The organism is Citrobacter sp. Res13-Sevr-PEB04-36, from assembly GCF_015672735.1.
GTDB lineage: Bacteria > Pseudomonadota > Gammaproteobacteria > Enterobacterales > Enterobacteriaceae > Citrobacter.
This window is the reverse complement of the sequence record NZ_JADABY010000069.1, coordinates 59,376-80,283: the sequence shown is the minus strand read 5'-3', so window position 1 is coordinate 80,283 and position 20,908 is coordinate 59,376. Positions and strand designations below refer to the sequence as shown.

General features: G+C 51.3%; 17 protein-coding genes and 1 tRNA gene. 12 read left to right on the top strand and 6 right to left on the bottom strand.

Going from position 1 to position 20,908, the window contains the following annotated elements; translation table 11 throughout:
* The first annotated feature begins 101 nt into the window (after nucleotides 1-101).
* From IMQ48_RS20190 to yejF, 4 genes are read left to right on the top strand one after another with little or no spacing between them, the layout of a single operon-like run.
* Nucleotides 102-1,916, top strand: coding sequence for an extracellular solute-binding protein (locus tag IMQ48_RS20190; protein WP_196210401.1), 1,815 nt, complete (start codon nucleotides 102-104; stop codon nucleotides 1,914-1,916).
* Entirely contained in the window at nucleotides 1,917-3,011 is a 1,095-nt protein-coding gene (locus tag IMQ48_RS20185; RefSeq protein ID WP_196210400.1) for a microcin C ABC transporter permease YejB, read from the top strand.
* Nucleotides 3,011-4,036, top strand: a complete 1,026-nt coding sequence (locus tag IMQ48_RS20180; protein ID WP_196210399.1) for an ABC transporter permease — start codon at nucleotides 3,011-3,013, stop codon at nucleotides 4,034-4,036. The genes IMQ48_RS20185 and IMQ48_RS20180 overlap by 1 nt, the downstream gene beginning before the upstream one ends.
* 1 nt (nucleotide 4,037) lies before the next feature.
* Entirely contained in the window at nucleotides 4,038-5,627 is a 1,590-nt protein-coding gene (gene yejF / locus IMQ48_RS20175) for a microcin C ABC transporter ATP-binding protein YejF (RefSeq protein ID WP_196210398.1), read from the top strand.
* 3 nt (nucleotides 5,628-5,630) lie between these two features.
* Here the strand turns inward: yejF and IMQ48_RS20170 are convergent, their stop codons facing one another.
* From IMQ48_RS20170 to rsuA, 3 genes are all read right to left on the bottom strand, one after another.
* A complete protein-coding gene (locus tag IMQ48_RS20170) occupies nucleotides 5,631-5,975 on the bottom strand; it encodes a YejG family protein (RefSeq protein ID WP_029139605.1) in 345 nt (114 codons plus the stop codon).
* Nucleotides 5,976-6,308: 333 nt separating this feature from the next.
* A complete protein-coding gene (locus IMQ48_RS20165; protein WP_196210397.1) occupies nucleotides 6,309-7,499 on the bottom strand; it encodes a Bcr/CflA family multidrug efflux MFS transporter in 1,191 nt (396 codons plus the stop codon).
* Between the two features lie 15 nt (nucleotides 7,500-7,514).
* Entirely contained in the window at nucleotides 7,515-8,222 is a 708-nt protein-coding gene (gene rsuA, locus IMQ48_RS20160) for a 16S rRNA pseudouridine(516) synthase RsuA (protein WP_135321260.1), read from the bottom strand.
* A gap of 152 nt (nucleotides 8,223-8,374) precedes the next feature.
* Here rsuA and IMQ48_RS20155 point away from each other — a divergent pair, with 152 nt between their 5' ends.
* Both IMQ48_RS20155 and rplY read left to right on the top strand, forming a co-directional pair.
* Nucleotides 8,375-10,135, top strand: a complete 1,761-nt coding sequence (locus tag IMQ48_RS20155; RefSeq protein ID WP_196210396.1) for a DEAD/DEAH box helicase — start codon at nucleotides 8,375-8,377, stop codon at nucleotides 10,133-10,135.
* Between the two features lie 124 nt (nucleotides 10,136-10,259).
* On the top strand, nucleotides 10,260-10,544 hold the full coding sequence (rplY, locus tag IMQ48_RS20150) for a 50S ribosomal protein L25 (protein WP_045445132.1): 285 nt from the start codon (nucleotides 10,260-10,262) through the stop codon (nucleotides 10,542-10,544).
* A 123-nt stretch (nucleotides 10,545-10,667) separates the two neighbouring features.
* Here the strand turns inward: rplY and yejK are convergent, their stop codons facing one another.
* Nucleotides 10,668-11,675, bottom strand: a complete 1,008-nt coding sequence (gene yejK, locus IMQ48_RS20145) for a nucleoid-associated protein YejK (RefSeq protein WP_005129293.1) — start codon at nucleotides 11,673-11,675, stop codon at nucleotides 10,668-10,670.
* A gap of 134 nt (nucleotides 11,676-11,809) precedes the next feature.
* Between yejK and IMQ48_RS20140 the strand changes: the two genes are divergently transcribed.
* From IMQ48_RS20140 to IMQ48_RS20130, 3 genes are all read left to right on the top strand, one after another.
* A complete protein-coding gene (locus IMQ48_RS20140) occupies nucleotides 11,810-12,037 on the top strand; it encodes a YejL family protein (RefSeq protein WP_096756447.1) in 228 nt (75 codons plus the stop codon).
* 31 nt (nucleotides 12,038-12,068) lie between these two features.
* Complete coding sequence (yejM, locus tag IMQ48_RS20135) at nucleotides 12,069-13,829, top strand: LPS biosynthesis-modulating metalloenzyme YejM (RefSeq protein ID WP_196210395.1); 1,761 nt, start codon at nucleotides 12,069-12,071, stop codon at nucleotides 13,827-13,829.
* Nucleotides 13,830-13,902: 73 nt separating this feature from the next.
* Nucleotides 13,903-13,979 (top strand) — tRNA-Pro (locus IMQ48_RS20130).
* Nucleotides 13,980-14,115: 136 nt separating this feature from the next.
* Here IMQ48_RS20130 and IMQ48_RS20125 read toward each other — a convergent pair.
* Nucleotides 14,116-15,459 (bottom strand): APC family permease, encoded by a 1,344-nt coding sequence (locus IMQ48_RS20125; protein ID WP_196210394.1) that lies wholly within the window; start codon nucleotides 15,457-15,459, stop codon nucleotides 14,116-14,118.
* Complete coding sequence (locus IMQ48_RS20120) at nucleotides 15,456-16,358, bottom strand: acetamidase/formamidase family protein (protein ID WP_196210393.1); 903 nt, start codon at nucleotides 16,356-16,358, stop codon at nucleotides 15,456-15,458. The genes IMQ48_RS20125 and IMQ48_RS20120 overlap by 4 nt, the downstream gene beginning before the upstream one ends.
* Nucleotides 16,359-16,724: 366 nt before the next feature.
* Here IMQ48_RS20120 and IMQ48_RS20115 point away from each other — a divergent pair, with 366 nt between their 5' ends.
* The 3 genes from IMQ48_RS20115 (at nucleotide 16,725) to IMQ48_RS20105 (ending at nucleotide 20,884) form a co-directional block, all read left to right on the top strand.
* Nucleotides 16,725-17,630, top strand: a complete 906-nt coding sequence (locus IMQ48_RS20115) for an acetamidase/formamidase family protein (RefSeq protein ID WP_230326492.1) — start codon at nucleotides 16,725-16,727, stop codon at nucleotides 17,628-17,630.
* Between the two features lie 377 nt (nucleotides 17,631-18,007).
* Complete coding sequence (locus IMQ48_RS20110; RefSeq protein ID WP_196210392.1) at nucleotides 18,008-18,298, top strand: Bor family protein; 291 nt, start codon at nucleotides 18,008-18,010, stop codon at nucleotides 18,296-18,298.
* Between the two features lie 321 nt (nucleotides 18,299-18,619).
* The gene (locus tag IMQ48_RS20105; RefSeq protein WP_196210391.1) at nucleotides 18,620-20,884 is read left to right on the top strand and encodes a nitric-oxide reductase large subunit; all 2,265 of its coding nucleotides are present in this window, start codon (nucleotides 18,620-18,622) and stop codon (nucleotides 20,882-20,884) included.
* Nucleotides 20,885-20,908 lie beyond the last annotated feature (24 nt).

The following is a 20,908-nucleotide window of genomic DNA, read 5'->3' as shown; positions in this document are numbered from 1 at the left end:
CGCACTGTACGATGCGTCTATCCGTTATACTCGCAGGCCCCCTTTGAGGACTCGGACATGATGTCCGTCGGCTAGTGACAAGAAAAGGAAACCACTTGTATATGATCGCTCGCGTAATGCTGCTGTTTTTCGCCGTTATCGGTTTTAGCGCTCAGGCTCAGTCCATCAAAGAAAGCTATGCATTTTCCGTTCTGGGCGAACCCAAGTACGCATTCAATTTTACGCACTTCGATTATGTGAATCCCGCAGCCCCGAAAGGGGGGCAGATCACGCTCTCATCCATCGGCACCTTCGACAATTTCAACCGCTATTCAATGCGTGGCAACCCCGGAGCACGCACCGAATCGCTTTACGATGCGCTGTTTACCACCTCCGACGATGAACCAGGCAGCTACTACCCGCTCATCGCCGACAGAGCACGCTACGCTGACGATTATTCATGGGTCGAAATCGCCATTAACCCGCGGGCACGTTTTCACGATGGGTCGCCGATCACCGCCCGCGACGTTGCCTTTACCTTCCACAAATTTATGACCGAAGGCGTGCCGCAGTTCCGTCTGGTATACAAAGGGACCACCGTTAAAGCGATCGCCCCGCTAACCGTACGTATTGAGTTAGCCAAACCGGGCAAAGAAGACATGCTTAGCCTGTTTTCATTACCGGTGATGCCAGAGAAATACTGGAAGGATCACAAACTCAGCGATCCGCTATCCTCTCCTCCACTCGCCAGCGGACCATACCGCATCACCCAGTGGAAGATGGGACAATATATCGTCTACTCGCGGGTCAAAGATTACTGGGCCGCTAACCTGCCGGTTAATCGTGGACGCTGGAACTTTGATACCATCCGCTACGACTATTACCTTGATGACAACGTGGCCTTTGAAGCATTTAAGGCCGGAGCATTTGACCTGCGTCTTGAGAACGATGCCAAAAACTGGGCAACGCGCTATACCGGCAAGAACTTCGCAAAACATTACATCGTCAAAGCCGAACAAAAAAATGAATCGGCGCAGGATACTCGCTGGCTCGCGTTTAACATCCAGCGTCCGGTATTCACTGATCGGCGTGTACGTGAGGCGATCACGTTGGCCTTTGATTTTGAATGGATGAATAAGGCGTTGTTTTATAATGCCTGGAGCCGGACGAGCAGCTATTTCCAGAATACCGAGTATGCCGCCAAAAATTACCCCGACGCGGATGAACTGGTGTTACTCGCACCGATGAAAAAAGAGTTGCCTCCCGAGGTCTTCAGCCAAATCTATCAACCGCCGAAGTCAAATGGCGACGGTTACGATCGTGAAAACCTGCTGAAGGCCAGTGCGCTACTGGACAAGGCGGGATGGATATTGAAGGGGCAGCAGCGGGTCAACAGCATCAGTGGCAAACCGCTGACCTTTGAACTGTTACTTCCGGCGGGCAGTAACAGCCAGTGGGTATTGCCCTTCCAGCACAATTTGCAGCGACTGGGTATTACGATGAACATCCGCCAGGTCGATAACTCGCAAATCACTAACCGCCTGCGCAGTCGTGATTATGACATGATGCCAAGGCTGTATCGCGCGATGCCATGGCCAAGCTCGGATCTGCAAATTCTATGGGCTTCAGAGTACATTGATTCCAGCTATAACGCCCCCGGTGTGCAAAACCCGGTCATTGATAAACTGATTAGCCAGATCGTTACGGCACAAGGCAATAAAGCAAAACTTATCCCGCTGGGACGGGCGCTGGACAGGGTATTGACCTGGAATTATTACATGTTGCCGATGTGGTTTATGGCCGAAGATCGGCTGGCATGGTGGGATAAATTTTCGCAGCCTGCCGTTCGCCCGATTTATACCATCGGCGTAGACAACTGGTGGTATGACGTCAACAAAGCGGCCAAACTTCCCGCTGCCAAACGACAGGGAGAATAAATGGGCGCATATCTGATTCGACGACTGCTGCTGGTGATCCCGACGCTGTGGGCCATCATTACCATCAACTTTTTTATCGTACAGATTGCCCCAGGCGGCCCGGTCGAGCAGGCCGTCGCCGCCATTGAGTTCGGACAAAGCGGCGCGCTGCCGGGTGCAGGCAGTGAAGGCGTTCGAGCCAGCCATGCACAGACCGGCGTCGGGAATATCAGCGACAGTAATTATCGCGGTGGCCGCGGCCTGGATCCAGAAGTGATTGCTGAAATCACCCGCCGTTACGGATTCGATAAGCCGATTCACGAACGCTATTTCAAGATGCTCTGGGACTATATCCGCTTCGACTTTGGCGACAGCCTGTTTCGCAGTGCCTCGGTCCTCACGTTAATCAAAGACAGCCTGCCCGTCTCCGTCACGCTGGGATTATGGAGCACGCTCATCATCTATCTGGTGTCGATCCCACTCGGCATCCGTAAAGCGGTGTACAACGGCAGCCGCTTTGACGTGTGGAGCAGCGCATTTATTATCATCGGCTATGCCATCCCCGCCTTCCTGTTTGCCATTTTATTAATCGTCTTCTTTGCCGGAGGCAGTTATTACGACCTGTTCCCACTACGCGGTCTGGTTTCCGCCAATTTTGACGCCCTGCCCTGGTATCAGAAAATCACCGATTATCTATGGCATATTACCCTGCCAGTGCTGGCAACGGTGGTTGGCGGGTTTGCCGCGCTGACGATGCTAACCAAAAACTCCTTTCTGGATGAAGTTCGCAAACAATATGTCGTTACTGCGCGAGCCAAAGGCGTTAGCGAGAAAAATATTCTGCGCAAACACGTCTTTCGCAACGCCATGCTGCTGGTGATAGCCGGTTTCCCGGCCACCTTCATCAGTATGTTTTTCACCGGCTCACTGCTGATTGAAGTGATGTTCTCACTGAACGGGCTGGGATTGCTGGGCTATGAATCAACCGTGTCACGCGACTATCCGGTGATGTTTGGCACGCTTTATATCTTCACGCTGATCGGTCTGCTGCTCAATATCCTCAGTGATATTAGCTATACGCTGGTCGATCCGCGTATTGATTTCGAGGGACGCTAATGTCGCGCTTAAGCCCCGTCAATCAGGCCCGCTGGGCGCGTTTTCGCCATAATCGCCGAGGTTACTGGTCGCTGTGGATTTTTCTGCTGCTGTTCGGCTTAAGCCTGTGTTCTGAGCTGATTGCCAATGATAAACCGCTGCTGGTGCGCTATGACGGCAGTTGGTACTTTCCACTGGTCAAAAACTACAGTGAAAGCGACTTCGGCGGCCCGTTAGCCACCAAAGCAGATTATCAGGATCCATGGCTGCAACAGCGTCTGGAGAGCCAGGGGTGGATCCTGTGGGCGCCAGTGCGCTTTGGTGCGACCAGCATTAACTTTGCGACCAACACGCCCTTCCCTTCCCCGCCGTCCGCACAAAACTGGCTGGGCACCGATGCCAATGGTGGCGACGTGCTGGCGCGCATCCTCTACGGGACCCGCATTTCCATCCTGTTTGGTTTGATGTTAACCCTATGCTCAAGCGTCATGGGTGTGCTGGCCGGTGCGCTGCAGGGCTATTACGGCGGAAAGGTGGACCTGTGGGGGCAACGTTTCATTGAAGTCTGGTCCGGGATGCCGACGCTATTTTTAATAATCCTGCTCTCCAGCGTCGTCCAACCCAACTTCTGGTGGCTATTGGCAATTACGGTCGTGTTTGGCTGGATGAGCCTGGTTGGCGTAGTGCGAGCGGAGTTTTTACGCACGCGAAACTTTGATTATATCCGTGCCGCACAGGCACTCGGTGTGAGCGACCGTAGCATTATCCTGCGCCACATGCTGCCAAATGCGATGGTCGCCACCCTGACCTTCTTGCCGTTTATTTTATGTAGTTCAATTACCACGCTTACCTCACTGGATTTTCTGGGGTTCGGCTTACCTCTCGGCTCCCCGTCTCTGGGAGAACTGCTATTGCAGGGTAAAAACAACTTACAGGCACCATGGCTTGGGATCACCGCCTTCGTGTCGGTAGCCCTGTTGTTATCACTGCTGATCTTTATTGGTGAAGCGGTACGAGACGCGTTTGACCCCAACAAGGCGGTATAAAATGACGCAACCTCTGTTAGCCATTGACAATTTATCGGTCGGTTTTCGTCAGCAGGGAACCGTGCGCACTGTAGTAAATTCGATTTCTTTGCACGTCGACGCCGGGCAAACACTGGCGCTGGTGGGCGAGTCCGGCTCAGGTAAAAGTGTCACCGCACTCTCGATTTTACGTTTGCTCCCCACGCCTCCTGCGGTCTATCTTGCCGGTGATATCCGCTTTCACGGTGAATCATTACTCCACGCCAGCGAGCAAACGCTACGCGGCGTGCGGGGCAACAAAATAGCCATGATTTTCCAGGAACCGATGGTGTCGCTAAACCCGCTGCACAACCTGGAAAAACAGCTCTATGAGGTACTGTCGCTGCACCGGGGGATGCGTCGGGAAGCCGCGCGGGCGGAGATCCTGACCTGTCTGGATCGCGTCGGGATCCGTCATGCAGCCAAACGCCTGGCGGATTACCCACACCAACTTTCCGGCGGTGAGCGTCAGCGCGTGATGATCGCCATGGCACTGCTCACTCGACCTGAACTGCTGATTGCCGACGAACCCACCACTGCACTGGACGTTTCCGTGCAGGCGCAGATCCTGCAGCTGCTGCGTGAACTTCAGCGCGAGCTGAATATGGGCCTGTTGTTCATCACCCATAATCTCAGTATCGTGAAAAAGTTAGCTGACACCGTTGCGGTGATGCAAAACGGTCAGTGCGTTGAGCAAAATCTCGCCGGGCTATTGCTTTCAGCCCCCGCCCATCCCTACACGCAGAAATTACTCAACAGTGAGCCTACCGGCGATCCGGTGCCTTTGCCCACCGGACAAACGCCCTTGCTGGAAGTGGAACAGCTTCATGTCGCTTTTCCTATCCGTAAAGGGCTGCTTAAGCGCGTGGTGGACCATAACGTGGTGGTCAACAACGTCAGCTTTACGTTAAAACCGGGAGAAACGCTGGGGCTGGTCGGCGAATCAGGATCGGGAAAAAGTACCACCGGTCTGGCACTGCTGAGGCTCATCGCCTCAAAAGGCCGCATTATGTTCGACGGTCAGGCACTGCATAGCTTAAATCGTCGCCAGCTGCTGCCAATACGCCACCGCATTCAGGTTGTCTTTCAGGACCCTAACTCATCTCTAAACCCACGACTGAGCGTGTTACAGATTATTGAAGAGGGATTACGCGTTCACCAGCCGGTGCTATCTGCCGAACAACGCGAAGAACAGGTCAAAGCGGTAATGACCGAAGTCGGTCTGGATAGCGACACGCGGCATCGCTACCCGGCGGAGTTTTCCGGTGGTCAGCGTCAACGAATTGCGATTGCCAGAGCACTGATTTTAAAACCGTCGCTGATCATTCTGGATGAACCAACGTCGTCACTCGACAGAACCGTCCAGGCGCAAATCCTGACGTTGCTTAAGTCATTACAACAAAAACATCGCCTGGCCTATATTTTCATCAGCCACGATTTGCATGTTGTGCGCGCGTTATGCCATCAGGTTATTGTGCTACGGCAAGGAGAGGTCGTGGAACAGGGGCAATGCGAGCACGTATTTAACGCGCCACAACAGGCCTATACGCGTCAGCTGCTCGCGCTAAGCTGACGCTCAAAATGGGTTATTGTTTGAAAAAGGTTCTGCGATGGCTACGCCGAAATTTTTCAGTCTGCAGGTCGCCGCAAATTCATCCTGACGATTGACAAACAGACATGGCTCCCCTTCGCATTCCAGCACGGAACACGGGACTTCAATGTCGCTCAACGCCTGACTGAGTTTATGCATCACCGACCACGCACTATCACCGTCCGGACTTAGCAATTTGAGGGCCACCAGGCTGTTCTCATTGCTCTGACCGTTTTGCGGAATCGGTTCAACTTTTGAACCTGCGAAACCCACCGACCAACGATAGCACTGCGGCAGGCGATGAACGATTGAGAGTTGTAATGTCATCACTTTCTTTCCCTGGAAGTACAATTACTTCACAATTATTTTACATCAATATTAACACATCATTGACAATACGTCTTTAGACAGTTCGTAAACGTTTACACCCTGTCCTAATGCCGCATTCCGAACCCAGTATTTAAATTTATTCAACGGTTCTGGCAGTTTTCCGGGCTATATGTACGCGTTTCTGCGATCTAACTCAACCTTTTTAACTACAATGATGTGACTTTTTACATAAATTGATTTTACATAAAATAAACATAACCAGGGAAATAGATGGATTTGTGGTTGATGTACATCAACTCTGGAGGCCAAATGGCATCCAGGTTGTGTATTAGATCACCGTTTTTTGGCACGACTGGCATAGAGATAGAAAAGAATTGAACAGGATGCACAAAAGGCAATCGTCCAGATCATCGGCCAGGCCGAGCTAAAGGTTGCCAGAGACAGTAATGCGCCAACAATGGCGCCAATACCAAAACGGAAGGTTCCTGCCAGTGATGACGCCGTGCCGGCCATATGCGGGAACTCATCGAGGATCACTGCCATCGCGTTAGATGACACCATCGATACGCATCCAACAAACGCCGCAACGCCGACAACCAGCGCCCAGAAACCCAACCCAAACAGCGCGCTAAATACCATCCAGCCCGCCATTGCAAACTGGATCCACAGCCCGGTGCGGAACATATTCAATGCCCCAACTCGCCGAACAAAGCGGCTGTTGATAATGGTCATCACAAACAGGAAGACAATGTTCAGCGCAAAGTAATAGCCAAAATTCTGCGGTGAAACATGGTTGATCTCTATGTAGACAAAGGGACCGGCGCTGAGGAACGAGAACATCCCAGCAAAGCTAAATCCGCTGGCCAGCATATAGCTCAACACGCGCTTATGGCGAAATAGTGAGGTGAAATTGCCCATTGTAGTACGCAACCGGAACGGCTGGCGTCGCTCTACGGGCAACGTCTCTTTGATCAGAGTGAAAATCATCACCGAGGCCAGAATCGCCGCCACGGCCAGGATCCAAAAGATATAGTGCCAGCTAAACCATACCAGCACCCAGCCCCCGATAATCGGCGCCAGCAGCGGCGCAATCGTCGTGACCAGCATGACGAAGGACATCATGCGTGAAAACTCTTCCTTCGGATAAATATCGCGCATCAGGGCGTTGATCACCACACTTGCAGCCGCAGCTGCCAGGCCATGGAAGAAACGCATCGTAATCAATTGATCGATAGTTTGCGCCAGCGCACAGGCGACTGCCGCCGCCGCAAACACCAGCGTTCCCCCCAGAATCACCGGCTTACGCCCGATGCTATCAGCCATGGGGCCATAGATTAGCTGCCCCACCGCAAACCCCAGAATATAGGTACTGAGGGTCATTTGCGCACTGCCCGCAGGTACGCCAAACTGAGCAGAGATCACCGGCAGCGCCGGAAGATACATATCAATCGACAACGGCATTAACATGGCCAACAAGCCAAGGATAAAAACAATGGCAATTGAAGAGTTCTGCCGGGTGGTCACATTTAGCTCCTGAAATTAACGAGGGGTTAAGTTAACGCTGGCAATTTCTTCTTCGGTCAAGGGACGGTACTCACCGGGCGCAAGATCGTCATCCAGCTTGATGGCGCCGATTCGCTCACGGTGCAGTTCCACAACATGGTTGCCGACGGCAGCAAACATACGCTTAACCTGATGATAGCGACCTTCGCTGATGGTCAAACGCACCTGCGTTGGCGTAATCACTTCTAATACCGCCGGTTTTGTCAGGTCTTTCTCGTTATGCAACTGCACGCCACGCGTAAACTGTTCAGCGGTATCTTCCGCTACCGGCGATTCCAGCGTCACCAGATAGGTTTTCTCACAATGGTGGCGCGGCGAGGTGATGCGGTGTGACCACTGACCATCATCGGTCATCAATACCAGCCCGGTGGTGTCGATATCCAGACGCCCTGCCGCATGCAGTTTGTGTGCGACAGGCTCATCAAGGAAATAGAGCACCGTCGGATGATCCGGATCTTCCGTGGAGCACACATAGCCCTGAGGCTTGTTGAGCATAAAATAGCGTGGGCCATTTTGCTGAGCCAGTGAATTACCGTCGTATTCGACATCATGTTCTGGCAGCAGTTTAAAAGCGCTATTTCTGACGATTTCGCCATCGACGGTAACGCGGTTACCACGGATTTCACGCCCGGCAATAGCGCGGCTGACGCCGAGTTGCTGAGCGATAAATTTATCAAGTCGCATGAGTGTGATTTTGCCTGTAACAATACGGAAATCGAGCGTTATGCCCGAAAAGTGGAGCCGTTTTCCGCTCAGTATAGCGGGCTAACAACTTCCCTCAAGGGAAAAAGATTCGTGGCATACTATTCATTGTTATTGTTTACCCTAGTGAGACCATGACTTTTACACTTCGCCCTTACCAAAAAGAAGCCGTGGATGCCACGCTTAACCATTTTCGCTACCACCGCACGCCCGCAGTCATCGTCCTGCCAACCGGGGCAGGTAAAAGTCTGGTGATTGCCGAACTGGCACGCGTGGCACGCGGACGTGTATTAGTGCTGGCGCATGTGAAGGAGCTGGTCGCGCAGAACCACGCCAAATATTGTGTGCTGGGACTGGAGGCCGATATTTTTGCCGCCGGCCTGAAGCGTAAAGAGAGCCACGGCAAAGTGGTTTTTGGTAGCGTACAGTCGGTAGCGCGTAATCTGGAGGCCTTTCAGGGGGAGTTTTCCCTGCTGATCGTCGACGAATGCCACCGCATTGGTGACGACGAAGAGAGCCAGTATCAGCAGATCCTCACTCACCTGACCCACGTCAATCCCCACCTACGCCTGCTCGGACTGACCGCCACGCCTTTTCGCCTCGGAAAAGGCTGGATTTACCATTTTCATTATCACGGCATGGTGCGCGGCGATGAAAAAGCGCTGTTTCGCGACTGCATTTATGAGCTGCCGCTGCGCTACATGATTAAACACGGCTACTTGACGCCGCCGGAGCGCCTCGACATGCCGGTCGTCCAGTATGACTTCAGCCGTCTGCAAGCACAGAGTAATGGGTTGTTCAGCGAAGCTGACCTTAACCATGAACTGAAAAAACAGCAGCGGATAACACCGCATATCATCAGCCAGATTGTCGAATTTGCCCAGACGCGTAAAGGCGTCATGATATTTGCCGCCACTGTGGAGCACGCGAAAGAGATTGTTGGCCTGCTGCCCATAGACGATGCTGCGCTTATCACCGGCGACACACCTGGCGCTGAGCGAGATGTGTTGATTGAGGATTTCAAAGCCCAACGCTTTCGCTATCTGGTCAACATATCCGTACTGACTACCGGGTTTGATGCCCCGCATGTCGATCTCATTGCAATCCTTCGCCCTACCGAGTCCGTTAGCCTGTACCAACAAATTGTCGGGCGTGGGCTACGCCTGGCGCCGGGAAAAACAGATTGTCTGATCCTCGACTATGCGGGCAATCCTCACGATCTTTACGCCCCGGAAGTCGGTGCCCCGAAAGGGAAAAGCGACAACGTTCCGGTGCAGGTATTCTGCCCCGCCTGCGGGTTTGCTAACACCTTCTGGGGTAAGACCACAGCCGATGGCACGCTGATCGAACACTTTGGCCGTCGCTGTCAGGGTTGGTTTGAAGATGATGACGGTCACCGTGAACAATGTGACTTCCGCTTTCGTTTTAAAAACTGCCCACAGTGCAATGCTGAAAATGACATTGCCGCTCGCCGCTGTCGGGCGTGCGATACCGTGCTGGTCGATCCGGACGATATGCTGAAGGCGGCGCTTAGGCTCAAGGATGCACTGGTACTGCGATGCAGCGGCATGGCACTGCATCATGGTCAGGATGACAAAGGTGAATGGCTGAAAATTACCTATTATGACGAGGACGGCGCCGACGTCAGCGAACGATTTCGTTTGCACACCCCCGCTCAGCGCACCGCCTTTGAGCAGTTGTTTATCAGACCTCACACCCGAACACCCGGTATCCCTTTACGCTGGATAACCGCCGCCGACATCCTGGCTCAGCAGGCGCTGTTACGCCATCCCGATTTTGTGGTTGCGCGAATGAAAGGTCAGTACTGGCAGGTGCGTGAAAAGGTCTTTGATTATGAAGGCCGCTTCCGACGGGCACATGAATTGCGCGGTTAATTGTACTTTTGATTGATGTACCTGTCATTTGAGGATAGAATCTCGCCCGCTTTTGCATACGCAAAGCAGATCACTTACCTGTTGCTGGGTCGCCTGTAGCAGGAATTATTAAAGAGAGATTTAAATGTTTACTATTAACGCTGAAGTACGTAAAGAGCAGGGTAAGGGTGCGAGCCGCCGCCTGCGTACCGCTAACAAGTTCCCGGCAATCATCTACGGTGGCGCAGAAGCCCCGATTGCTATCGAACTGGATCACGATTCAATCATGAACATGCAAGCTAAAGCTGAATTTTACAGCGAAGTTCTGACCATCGTTGTTGACGGTAAAGAAGTTAAAGTTAAAGCTCAGGCTGTACAGCGTCACCCGTTCAAGCCGAAACTGGCTCACATCGACTTCGTTCGCGCGTAATCGCCAACAAGTTGAAGAAAAACCCCGCCTCGGCGGGGTTTTTTTATGCCATTTTTAACCGATGACAACGTATGACATGTAGGCCGGATAAGGCATTTACGCCGCCATCCGGCATCATCCATGTTATTTCCCGCCAGAAGTACGACGCTGCAGCTGATCGCGCAGGTTAGGCGGCGTACCTTTAATGGTTAAGGTGTCCGTCGCCGGATCCCAGAAAATGCGTTCGCCCAGCAGCATAGCGTCGAAATTGATCGTTAACCCACCGCCGCTACCGGCAAACTTGGTTAACTGACGCAGCGTGCTGCGATCTGCCGGGAAGCTCTCTTCCAGCTCATAGCCTTTGTCTGCGGTAAATTCACTGAAGCTAACTTCGCTGACGCCGGAAAGTTCTTTTGACAGGGACTCCAGTTCAATCTCTTCCCCGGCCTGGAGCTGCTCATTACAGTAGCTGTATACCTGCTGACGCACATTCTGGCGTTCAGCTTTGTCCAGTTGGGCTTCGGCGGTGAAGTCATCAACCGCCTGCAGCAGGCCACGGTTTTGCGCTTTAGCATTCAGCCCTTCGCTGGCGCCGAGGAAATCCATAAAGAAATCGGCGACTTTGCGCCCTACCCGCCCTTTCAGGAACGTCAGATATCGCGTGGACTCCGGGTTGGTTTCCCACTCGGTTAAATCAATACGCGCCACGATGTCAGCATGATTGATATCCAGATAATGCGTTGGGTTGATATCCAGGTTTTCATTCACGCGCATACTGCTTAAGTTGTTCAGCACCGCAACCAGCAGGTACTCTACCGCCAGGTAACGGTAATGGCAGAACAGCACAATCCCACCATCAGCAAACGGATATTTCGCCAGTTCGTCGCGCAGACGCCCGGTTGCGGCACGACTGAACGCCAGAAAATCCTCTTCGCCCTGACGCTGCAAACGCAACGTTTGCGCCAGTTCGCTCTCTTCGCTAAACAGGCCATAGGCTTTATTTTTGGCGCTATAAACCCGATGCAACTCAGCCATCATCTCGACAACGGTCGCCGTCGGCTCCAGTAATGAATCGCGCAAGACCAGCTCAAGGTTCTGCTCATCACGCTTGATAAGCTGGTGCAGGGCAATCTGGTTGATATCCAGACTCATGATAAACTCTCCTTTAAGACCGGGCGGTATTCAACCACCTGCCGGGCAGTGACGCAATAGAAGATAAAAAAGCAGAAAAAAAACTGTCGCTACGGTAATATGTTGCCCTTTCATGAACAGACAGATTTCGATTTATGCCACAAATTTCCCGCTATAGTGACGAACACGTTGAACAATTGCTGAATGAAATGCTCAACGTACTGGAAAAACATAAGGCACCGACCGATCTTTCCCTGATGGTCCTGGGAAACATGGTCACTAACCTTATCAATACAAGCGTCGCACCGGCCCAGCGCCAGGCGATTGCGAATTCATTTGCCCGCGCATTGCAGTCTTCGATAAACGACGACCAAGCGCACTAAGAGCCTGCTCCGGGGAAACGAACAACAGTTTATGGTAACTCATCGTCAACGCTACCGTGAGAAAGTCTCCCAGATGGTTAGCTGGGGGCACTGGTTCGCCTTGTTCAACATTCTGTTGGCCATGGTGCTCGGCAGCCGTTACCTGTTTGTCGCCGACTGGCCGACAACGCTTGCAGGTCGTGTCTATTCTTATCTGAGCGTTGTTGGGCATTTTAGTTTCCTGGTGTTTGCCGCTTATCTGCTGATCCTGTTTCCCCTGACGTTTATCGTCATGTCCCAGAGGCTGATGCGATTCCTGTCAGCCATCCTGGCGACAGCGGGCATGACGCTGCTGTTGATCGACAGCGAAGTGTTCACCCGTTTCCACCTGCATCTTAATCCCATTGTCTGGGAACTGGTCATTAACCCCGATCAGAACGAAACGGCGCGTGACTGGCAACTGATGTTCATCAGCGTGCCAATTATTCTGCTAATAGAAATGTTGTTTGCGACCTGGAGCTGGCAAAAGCTGCGCAGCCTGACACGTCGCCGTCATTTTGCCAAACCTTTAGCCGCTTTCTTTTTCGTTTCATTCATCGCATCGCATGTGGTGTACATCTGGGCGGACGCCAATTTCTATCGACCGATCACCATGCAGCGCGCAAACCTGCCGCTGTCTTACCCGATGACAGCGCGTAAGTTTCTGGAAAAACACGGCCTTCTGGACGCACAGGAGTATCAGCGCCGCCTGATCGAACAGGGTAACCCGGAAGCGGTCTCCGTGCAGTATCCGCTTAGCGATTTACGCTATCGTGACATGGGTACCGGCCAGAACGTCCTGCTGATCACCGTAGACGGGCTGAACTACTCACGCTTCGAAAAACAGATGCCAGCCCTGGCGGAATTTGCCGGGCAGAATATTTCTTTCACGCGCCATATGAGTTCCGGAAATACCTCCGATAACGGTATTTTTGGATTGTTCTATGGCGTGTCGCCAAGCTATATGGACGGTATTCTGGCAAGCAGAACGCCTGCCGCGCTGATCTCTGCCCTGAATCAACAAGGTTATCAGCTGGGGTTATTCTCCTCTGATGGCTTTACCAGCCCGCTATATCGTCAGGCGCTGCTGTCAGACTTCTCCATGCCAAGCGTGCAGACACAATCTGACGAACAAACAGCGAACCAATGGATCAACTGGCTGGGCCGATACGCGCAGGAAGATAACCGCTGGTTCTCATGGGTCTCGTTCAACGGAACCAACATTGATGACAGCAACCAGAAGAACTTTGCTAAACGCTACGCCAGCGCCGCTCAGGATGTAGATGCGAACATTAACCGCGTCCTGGGTGCCCTGCGCGACTCGGGTAAGCTGAACAATACGGTAGTTATCATTACCGCTGGTCGGGGTATCCCGTTGTCGCAGGATGAGAATCGCTTTGACTGGTCGCGCGGCCATCTCCAGGTGCCGCTGGTTATTCATTGGCCGGGCACGCCCGCTCAGCGCATTAATAGCCTGACCGATCATACCGATCTGATGACCACGCTGATGCAGCGTCTGCTGCACGTCAGCACGCCAGCAAACGAATATTCACAGGGTCAGGATCTGTTTAATGCCACACGCCGCCATTATTGGGTTACGGCAGCCGATGGCAGTACAATGGCGGTTACCACCCCAGAGATGACACTGGTGCTCAGCAACAACGGTAATTATCAGACCTATGATTTGCACGGCGAGAAGATTAAAGACCAGAAACCACAGTTAAGCCTGCTGCTACAGGTCCTGACGGATGAGAAACGATTTATTGCTAACTGATTAATTATAAATCAGTTAGTAAACCATCCTCTTGCAATCGTGGTGGAAAGCAGTAGTATTAGCGCCATAGTGTCGGCACGTAGCGCAGCCTGGTAGCGCACCGTCATGGGGTGTCGGGGGTCGGAGGTTCAAATCCTCTCGTGCCGACCAAAATTCCCCAAAAAAACCAACCTTCTACGGTTGGTTTTTTATGTCTGGTTTTTGTACGGAGAATGACCGGGGAGAAAGGGTTGCCGATCGTAACCCCAGGGATGTGCTACCGCATAATTCTGCGGTAGCCAATCGTTTAGTTCAATGATACGGGTGTCGGCACCATTTTATAGAATCGAGTTTTCACCATCCCAACAATGATCCCCAGAGCAAGCCAGGTAAAACCAATTTCCATGGTGGCTTTATCAAAATTGATCCAGACATAGGCCAAGATCCCGGTTCCAATCAACGGAAAAATCAGGTTAGAAAAGATATTTCCCAAACCGCTACGCTGTTTCTCCTTAATGAAGAACATCCAGAACACGCTGATATTGAGGATGATAAAGGAGGTCATGGCACCGAAATTGATCAGTTTGGCTAAAAAATCAATCGATAAAGAGATTCCGAGAATCATCGATAAGATGCCGATAGCAATGGTGCTTATCCACGGCGTCCGGTATGTCGGGTGGATGCGGGAGAATATTTTTGGCAAAAAGTTATCTCGGGCCATGCCATAGACAATACGGGAAGCTGCAGCCTGTGCTGCCAGAGTATTGGCAACCCCAACCGCCAGGATATTGACGATCAACAGGAAGATTTTAAGCGGTGTTCCTCCGGCCAGATAAGCGGCATCAAAGAAGGCTGTGTCAGGATTCATTTTAGTGAAGTCAGGCTGGATCAGCGTGGCGACGTAGCATTGCAGAATAAAGAACGCGCCCACCACCAGCAACGCCACAATAATGGCTCGGCCAATATCACGCGTAGGGTTTTTCGCCTCTTCGGCGAGGGTGCTGATCCCATCAAATCCAAGGAAAGATAGTGCCGCAATAGTGACTGCGGTACCTATGAATTGCGGATCAATCACATTCGGCCGATACAATGGGACCAGATTAAATTCCCCCGTACCCCCACCATTGAGTACATAGTGGATACCGACCACCAGGAACACGATCAACGCTAATATGGAGATACTAAAGATAAAAATATCAGCTTTTGCTGTATTCTCAATACCACGAATATTGACCCAACAGTTTGTCAGAATAAATAACGCGATCCATGCCCACCCCGGAACAAAAGGGATCAGATCGGTACACCATGAGGCAGTCATTGCATACAACAGGGCGGGGGCAAAGAGGTAGTCCATCATTATGAGCCATCCAGCGAGAAAGCCAATATGCGGATTGGTCGCTTTATTCACATAAGCATAAACACTGCCAGCGATAGGATAACGCTGAGACATTTTTCGGTAGCTTAAGGCGGTGAAAATCATACAGGCAATCCCGACAATGTAGACCAACGGCGCCATACCATGGCTCTCTTTCGAGACAAAGCCAAAAATCGACATTGGGGCGATAACAACCATAAACACCAGCCCATAAATCACCAAATCTTTATAACTTAACGCCACTTTTAACGTCGGTTCTGTAGTTGTGTGACTCATTTTTCCTCCCGAACAATCAGCGGCTTACCAGCCAATTTAGGTGTACCAATCCGAACAATAAGGTCGACGGCGCATGGCTTACAGGCCTGGCAAATTTCAGTATCGCTCTGCAAACTCATATAGAGATAAGCATCAGTTAAATCCCAGCCATAAGCGGCGCAAATCAATTCCTGCAGTTGCTCTGCCGCATACTTTAAGGCTTCCGGATACTGCGCCGCACTGGCGATGGCATACCATTTGTCTGCCGTTTCCAGTACAGGCCACTGGAGGACTGGACCTCTCAATAGTGTCAGACGGACGTCCACTTCTCCGGCAACCTCCAGCCCTGTCCCACAAATTTCGCCATCTCCCATTACAGCGTGTAAATCACCAAGCGCAAACAAAGCCCCTTCGACCTGCACAGGCAGATAGAGAACCGCGCCTTTACGGATCTGCTTGCAGTCCATATTGCCGCCATGGCTTCCCGGGAAACCACAGGCCACCGCACCAGCAGCAGGCGCAACTCCGATCACCCCAACCATCGGGTCAATCGGAAAACGGATATCATTAAACAGGGCGTGGTTATCATAAATTACGACTGGTTTGGTGCGGATTTGCTGGGTTTCACTTAACGGCCCACAACCCGGTAAGGTCGTGACGACGCCCTGCGATGCCGTGCGGATATCAAGGATCTCAACCATCAGTACATCACCCGGTTTAGCATCTACAACATATACAGGCCCGCTGGCCGGGTTAGCGGAATCGTAGTTAAAATTCGTGGTCAAATCATCAGGCTGACAAATACGCCCGGAAAAGCAATCCTGTGTTTTAAACACCAGTGTTTCACCACTCTCTGCGATCGCCACCGGCACATTTTCCGCCGAAAATGCGTAGGTGTAGTCAGTTATTACCTTGCTCATACACTCCCTCTGTTGTGTTAACACCGTTAGCGGCCAGTTATTATTTTCTGCCTTCTTAAAACGGTGATGGTTTGCTGATATAAACCAAAGCAAAATTTACGCCAAAAATGATTTCTTTAAATATCCTAACAAACCAGCAGATGCTAAACACATAAATGGCAATGTGACGCACCGGAATAGTGCAATGCCTCTTTTTCGTGCAATGCTATGCACAGAATAAGTTCATTATCTGGTGTTATTGTGATTCCAGAATATTGCGGACAGGGAGTCATTGCTTTTTCCTTGCCGGATCGATACATAATAAGTGTCCTCTTTCATGACGGCGGTGAAAGAGAAAAAAGTAAAAGCAAACAGACAGGTAAATACATGGTGCAAATTGATAATAAACAGGTGATTTATGCGATGTCTCGCGACAATCAGCCTGTTGCCACAGTAAAAAGTGGCACAGACGTCGTGTTCAATACATGCGACTGTTTTTCCGACCAGATTGTGGTGAAAGAAACGGAATTTACTCAGCTTGACTGGCAACGCATTAATCCGGCAACTGGCCCTGTGTTTATTGAAGGTGCAGAACCCGGCGATGTTCTCAAAGTTAATATTAAGCGCATTACTCTGACGCGTGATTGGGCGGTTATGGTAACCGCGCCAGGACTGGGAGTTATTGGGGATGAATTGACTACCCCTCAGGTCTCTATTATCCCAATCGCTAATGATCACGCTCACCTACCCGGTGGGGTGAGTGTGAAATTGCAACCCATGATTGGCGTAATTGGTGTCGCCCCTGGCGGTGAGGCTATCTCTTGCGGTACCCCGGGTAACCACGGCGGCAATATGGACTGTAAAGAAATTGTCGCTGGAGCTACGCTCTGGCTACCGGTTAATGTCCCTGGCGCACTATTTGCGCTTGGCGATCTACATGCAGCGATGGGCGATGGCGAGGTCTCCGTCTGTGGACTGGAGATCACAGGCGAAGTTACTGTTGAACTGAGTATTATAAAAGGCAGACGTTTGCCGTTACCGATGCTTGAAAATGACGATACACTGTTTACTCTGGCATCGGCACTCACACTGGATGAAGCGGCCAATATGGCGACCCGTAATATGGCACACTTTATTGCCGATAACAGCACGTTGCCGCTGGATGATGCAATCAATGTGCTTAGTATTGCTGGCGATCTGCAGGTTTGCCAGGTTGTCGATCCCTTGAAAACCTGTCGCTTTGCGCTGCCAAAAACTATTGCTCGTCAGTTAGCGTTGAGTATTGCAGACTGACCATTTTAGGGCTTAGGGCCCCTATAAATCAGTACCAATAAGCCAGCACTATATTCTGGTAAGTTCTGGTGAGGTGGTTAAGAACGGTACTCAGTACCGTTCGCCTTAATTACTCTGCTTATCTCTCTTCTGCCTTATTGCATTTCTAATATCAATTTCGTTTACTGTTCTCACCCATTAATGTTGATATTTAATTAATGTTGTCAAATGGTAAATCATAAAGGCAGTGACGACACAAACATATCATTAACTATTCACTTTGATAAACCATGATTAAACGTTCAGCATTTCATAGCGGAGGAAATCGCTGGTCGGATATGTGAGAAATAAAATAAATAAGAACATGGCATTTCTATCCAAATCTCACGATGGTAAAAATGAAAAAGTTAATGATGGCATTAGTTGCGACTGTAGCGTTAGCAGGCTGCGCGCAGCAAACCTTTAAAATAAATAACGGCATTGCCGAAAAGCCTACCCAAGAGGTCAAACAAAGCTTTTTTGTTAATGGCATAGGCCAGTCGCAAATTATTGATGCAGCGCTTGTTTGCGGTAGTGCTGACAAAGTTATCCGTACCGAAGTACAGGAATCGGGAATGGATGTCTTCTTACGCATTATCACTATCGGTATCTACACACCTCGTGAGGCAAGAGTGTATTGCGCTAAATAATGCGATGAGCAGGTATTCGATGGATACCTGCTAAGCAGAAATGTACTCATCATTATTTAACATGTTGAAAAATAATGACGTAATAACTGAATAATTTTCGTGTCGTTAAGAAACACAGTGAGCACTATCTGTTGATAGTGACGCCTATGCACTCGCCCCGCCAGCTTACTTATAAATCAAAATCAGCGCATAACCCTCTTTATACACACAAAGTTGTATTTAAAATACATGTTTATATGTGTAAAGATATGTCAGGGGAAAGTACCTTCCCCCTCCTGCGTCGCGATGGCTCAGGCTTTGTACAATAAAAAAGGTTAGGTTATGCATTACTCAAAGCGTTTATGGCTAACGCTTCTCGTTATCTGCCTGGCGTCCTTTGGCGTGCTACTGTGGCTGGGCGGCGAGATTTATCAGCAGGCTCCACCTATTCCGGCGCAAGTTATCACGACGGATGGCGAGCAGGTTTTCACTGGGGAACAAATTCAGGATGGGCAGGAAGCCTGGTTTAAATCTGGCGGTCAACAGCTGGGTTCCGTCTGGGGCCACGGCAGCTACGTTGCGCCTGACTGGTCTGCAGACTGGCTACATCGCGAAGCGCTTGCCTTACGCGACATCATCGCCGAGAAAAAATATCAGCAACCGTTCGATGCGCTAACGCAAGAACAACAGTTGGTTGCGGGCGGCCTGATGAAGCAGGAGATGCGCCATAATAGCTATGACGCTCTGCGTAATGTCATCATTATTACACCGGAGCGCGCCAAAGCTATTCGCGAGGTTGCCGCACATTATGACGGGCTGTTCAGCGACGCGCCGGATTTCCACGCGCTGCGCGTTGACTATGCGATGAAGGAAAATACGCTTTCCTCTTCTCTGGACCGTCAAGATCTTGGCGCCTTCTTCTTCTGGAGCGCCTGGGCTGCCACCACCGAACGCCCGGGTGATACCATCACTTACACCAGCAACTGGCCGCATGAAGCGCTGGTGGGTAATACGCCAAGCGCCAGCTTAGGTATCTGGTCTATTGCCAGCGTTATTTTGCTGCTGGGCGGCATCGGTGCCCTGGTTTGGTACCATTTCCGTAACGAAGAAGACGAAACAATTGCCTCCCCGGCCAGCGATCCGCTGTTCCGGTTGACACTGACGCCATCAATGCGTGCAACCACAAAATACTTTTATGTGGTGATCGCCCTGTTTATGGTACAAATTTTCCTCGGTTCAATGACCGCGCACTACAGCGTAGAAGGTCAGGATTTCTTCGGCATCCCGCTATCGCAAATCTTACCGTACACCGTACTGCGTAGCTGGCACACCCAGTTGTCGGTCCTGTGGATTGCCACCGCGTGGCTGGCAACCGGTCTGTATATCGCCCCGTTGATTTCAGGCCAGGAGCCCGCATTCCAGCGTCTGGGCGTGAACATTCTGTTTGTTGCGCTGCTGATTCTGGTGGTTGGTTCGCTGGGCTTCGGCTGGTTGGGCGCAATGGGCTATCTGGATGCCAAACAGAACTTCTATATTGGTGCTCAGGGTCTCGAGTTCACCAACATGGGACGCATGTGGCAGTGGCTGTTGTTTATCGGTCTGATGATTTGGCTGGTGCTGGTGGGGCGTGCATTATGGCCTGCCCTCACTCGTCCGTCAGAAAACCGTGGCCTGATCATGCTGATGTTCCTGGCAGCCATTTGTATCGGCCTGTTCTACTCTACATCCCTGATTTGGGGCTTTAAGACGCATTACGCCATTATTGAATACTGGCGCTGGTGGCTGGTACACCTGTGGGTAGAAGGTTTCTTTGAAGTCTTCGCCACCGCCGTAATTGCGCTTATCTTCTGTCGTCTGGGACTTATCCGTAGCAGTGCGGCGAACAAAGCGACCCTGTTCTCGACCATTATCTTCCTGTTTGGTGGCATTCTGGGTACGCTGCACCACCTGTACTTCACCGGAGCACCAATCTCGGTCATTGCCTGGGGTTCTATCTTCTCTGCACTGGAAGTGGTTCCGCTGTCGCTGGTGGGGATTGAAGCGGCGCACAGTTACTCTCTGGCGCGTAAAGCACCGTGGGTACAGCGTTACCGTTGGATGATCTTCTTCTTCGTAGCAGTCGCATTCTGGAATATGGTCGGCGCTGGCCTGCTGGGCTTTGCCATTAACCCACCGATTTCACTCTACTATGTTCAGGGTCTGAACCTGACGGCGGCGCATGCTCATGCCGCGCTGTTTGGCGTGTACGGTATGCTCGGTATTGGTCTGATGCTGTTCTGCCTGCGCGGTCTGCTGCCGGACAACCATTGGGTTGATTCTCTGTTGAAATGGGCGTTCTGGTTGATGAACATCGGCTTAACGTGGATGGTCTTTGTCTCGCTGCTGCCAGTGGGGATTTATCAGTCATGGGCCAGCATTGATAAAGGGCTGTGGTACGCGCGCTCTCCGGAAGTGATCCACTCTCATATTGTTGAAACTCTGGTCTGGCTGCGTGTCCCGGGCGACATCATCTTCGGTATCGGTGGACTGCTGCTGGCGTTCTTTGCGCTGAAACTTCTCACCAAAGCCAACGCTAAATCGATGACGCTGGCAAACGAGAAAAACTAAGCGCCGTTTTTAAGATGACGCTCA

Coding starts and splice junctions, on each gene's coding strand:
- IMQ48_RS20190 (WP_196210401.1), top strand. CDS start 102: ATGATCGCTCGCGTAATGCTGCTGTTTTTCGCCGTTATCGGTTTTAGC.
- IMQ48_RS20185 (WP_196210400.1), top strand. CDS start 1,917: ATGGGCGCATATCTGATTCGACGACTGCTGCTGGTGATCCCGACGCTG.
- IMQ48_RS20180 (WP_196210399.1), top strand. CDS start 3,011: ATGTCGCGCTTAAGCCCCGTCAATCAGGCCCGCTGGGCGCGTTTTCGC.
- yejF (WP_196210398.1), top strand. CDS start 4,038: ATGACGCAACCTCTGTTAGCCATTGACAATTTATCGGTCGGTTTTCGT.
- rsuA (WP_135321260.1), bottom strand. CDS start 8,222: ATGCGACTTGATAAATTTATCGCTCAGCAACTCGGCGTCAGCCGCGCT.
- IMQ48_RS20155 (WP_196210396.1), top strand. CDS start 8,375: ATGACTTTTACACTTCGCCCTTACCAAAAAGAAGCCGTGGATGCCACG.
- rplY (WP_045445132.1), top strand. CDS start 10,260: ATGTTTACTATTAACGCTGAAGTACGTAAAGAGCAGGGTAAGGGTGCG.
- yejK (WP_005129293.1), bottom strand. CDS start 11,675: ATGAGTCTGGATATCAACCAGATTGCCCTGCACCAGCTTATCAAGCGT.
- IMQ48_RS20140 (WP_096756447.1), top strand. CDS start 11,810: ATGCCACAAATTTCCCGCTATAGTGACGAACACGTTGAACAATTGCTG.
- yejM (WP_196210395.1), top strand. CDS start 12,069: ATGGTAACTCATCGTCAACGCTACCGTGAGAAAGTCTCCCAGATGGTT.
- IMQ48_RS20125 (WP_196210394.1), bottom strand. CDS start 15,459: ATGAGTCACACAACTACAGAACCGACGTTAAAAGTGGCGTTAAGTTAT.
- IMQ48_RS20120 (WP_196210393.1), bottom strand. CDS start 16,358: ATGAGCAAGGTAATAACTGACTACACCTACGCATTTTCGGCGGAAAAT.
- IMQ48_RS20115 (WP_230326492.1), top strand. CDS start 16,725: ATGGTGCAAATTGATAATAAACAGGTGATTTATGCGATGTCTCGCGAC.
- IMQ48_RS20110 (WP_196210392.1), top strand. CDS start 18,008: ATGAAAAAGTTAATGATGGCATTAGTTGCGACTGTAGCGTTAGCAGGC.
- IMQ48_RS20105 (WP_196210391.1), top strand. CDS start 18,620: ATGCATTACTCAAAGCGTTTATGGCTAACGCTTCTCGTTATCTGCCTG.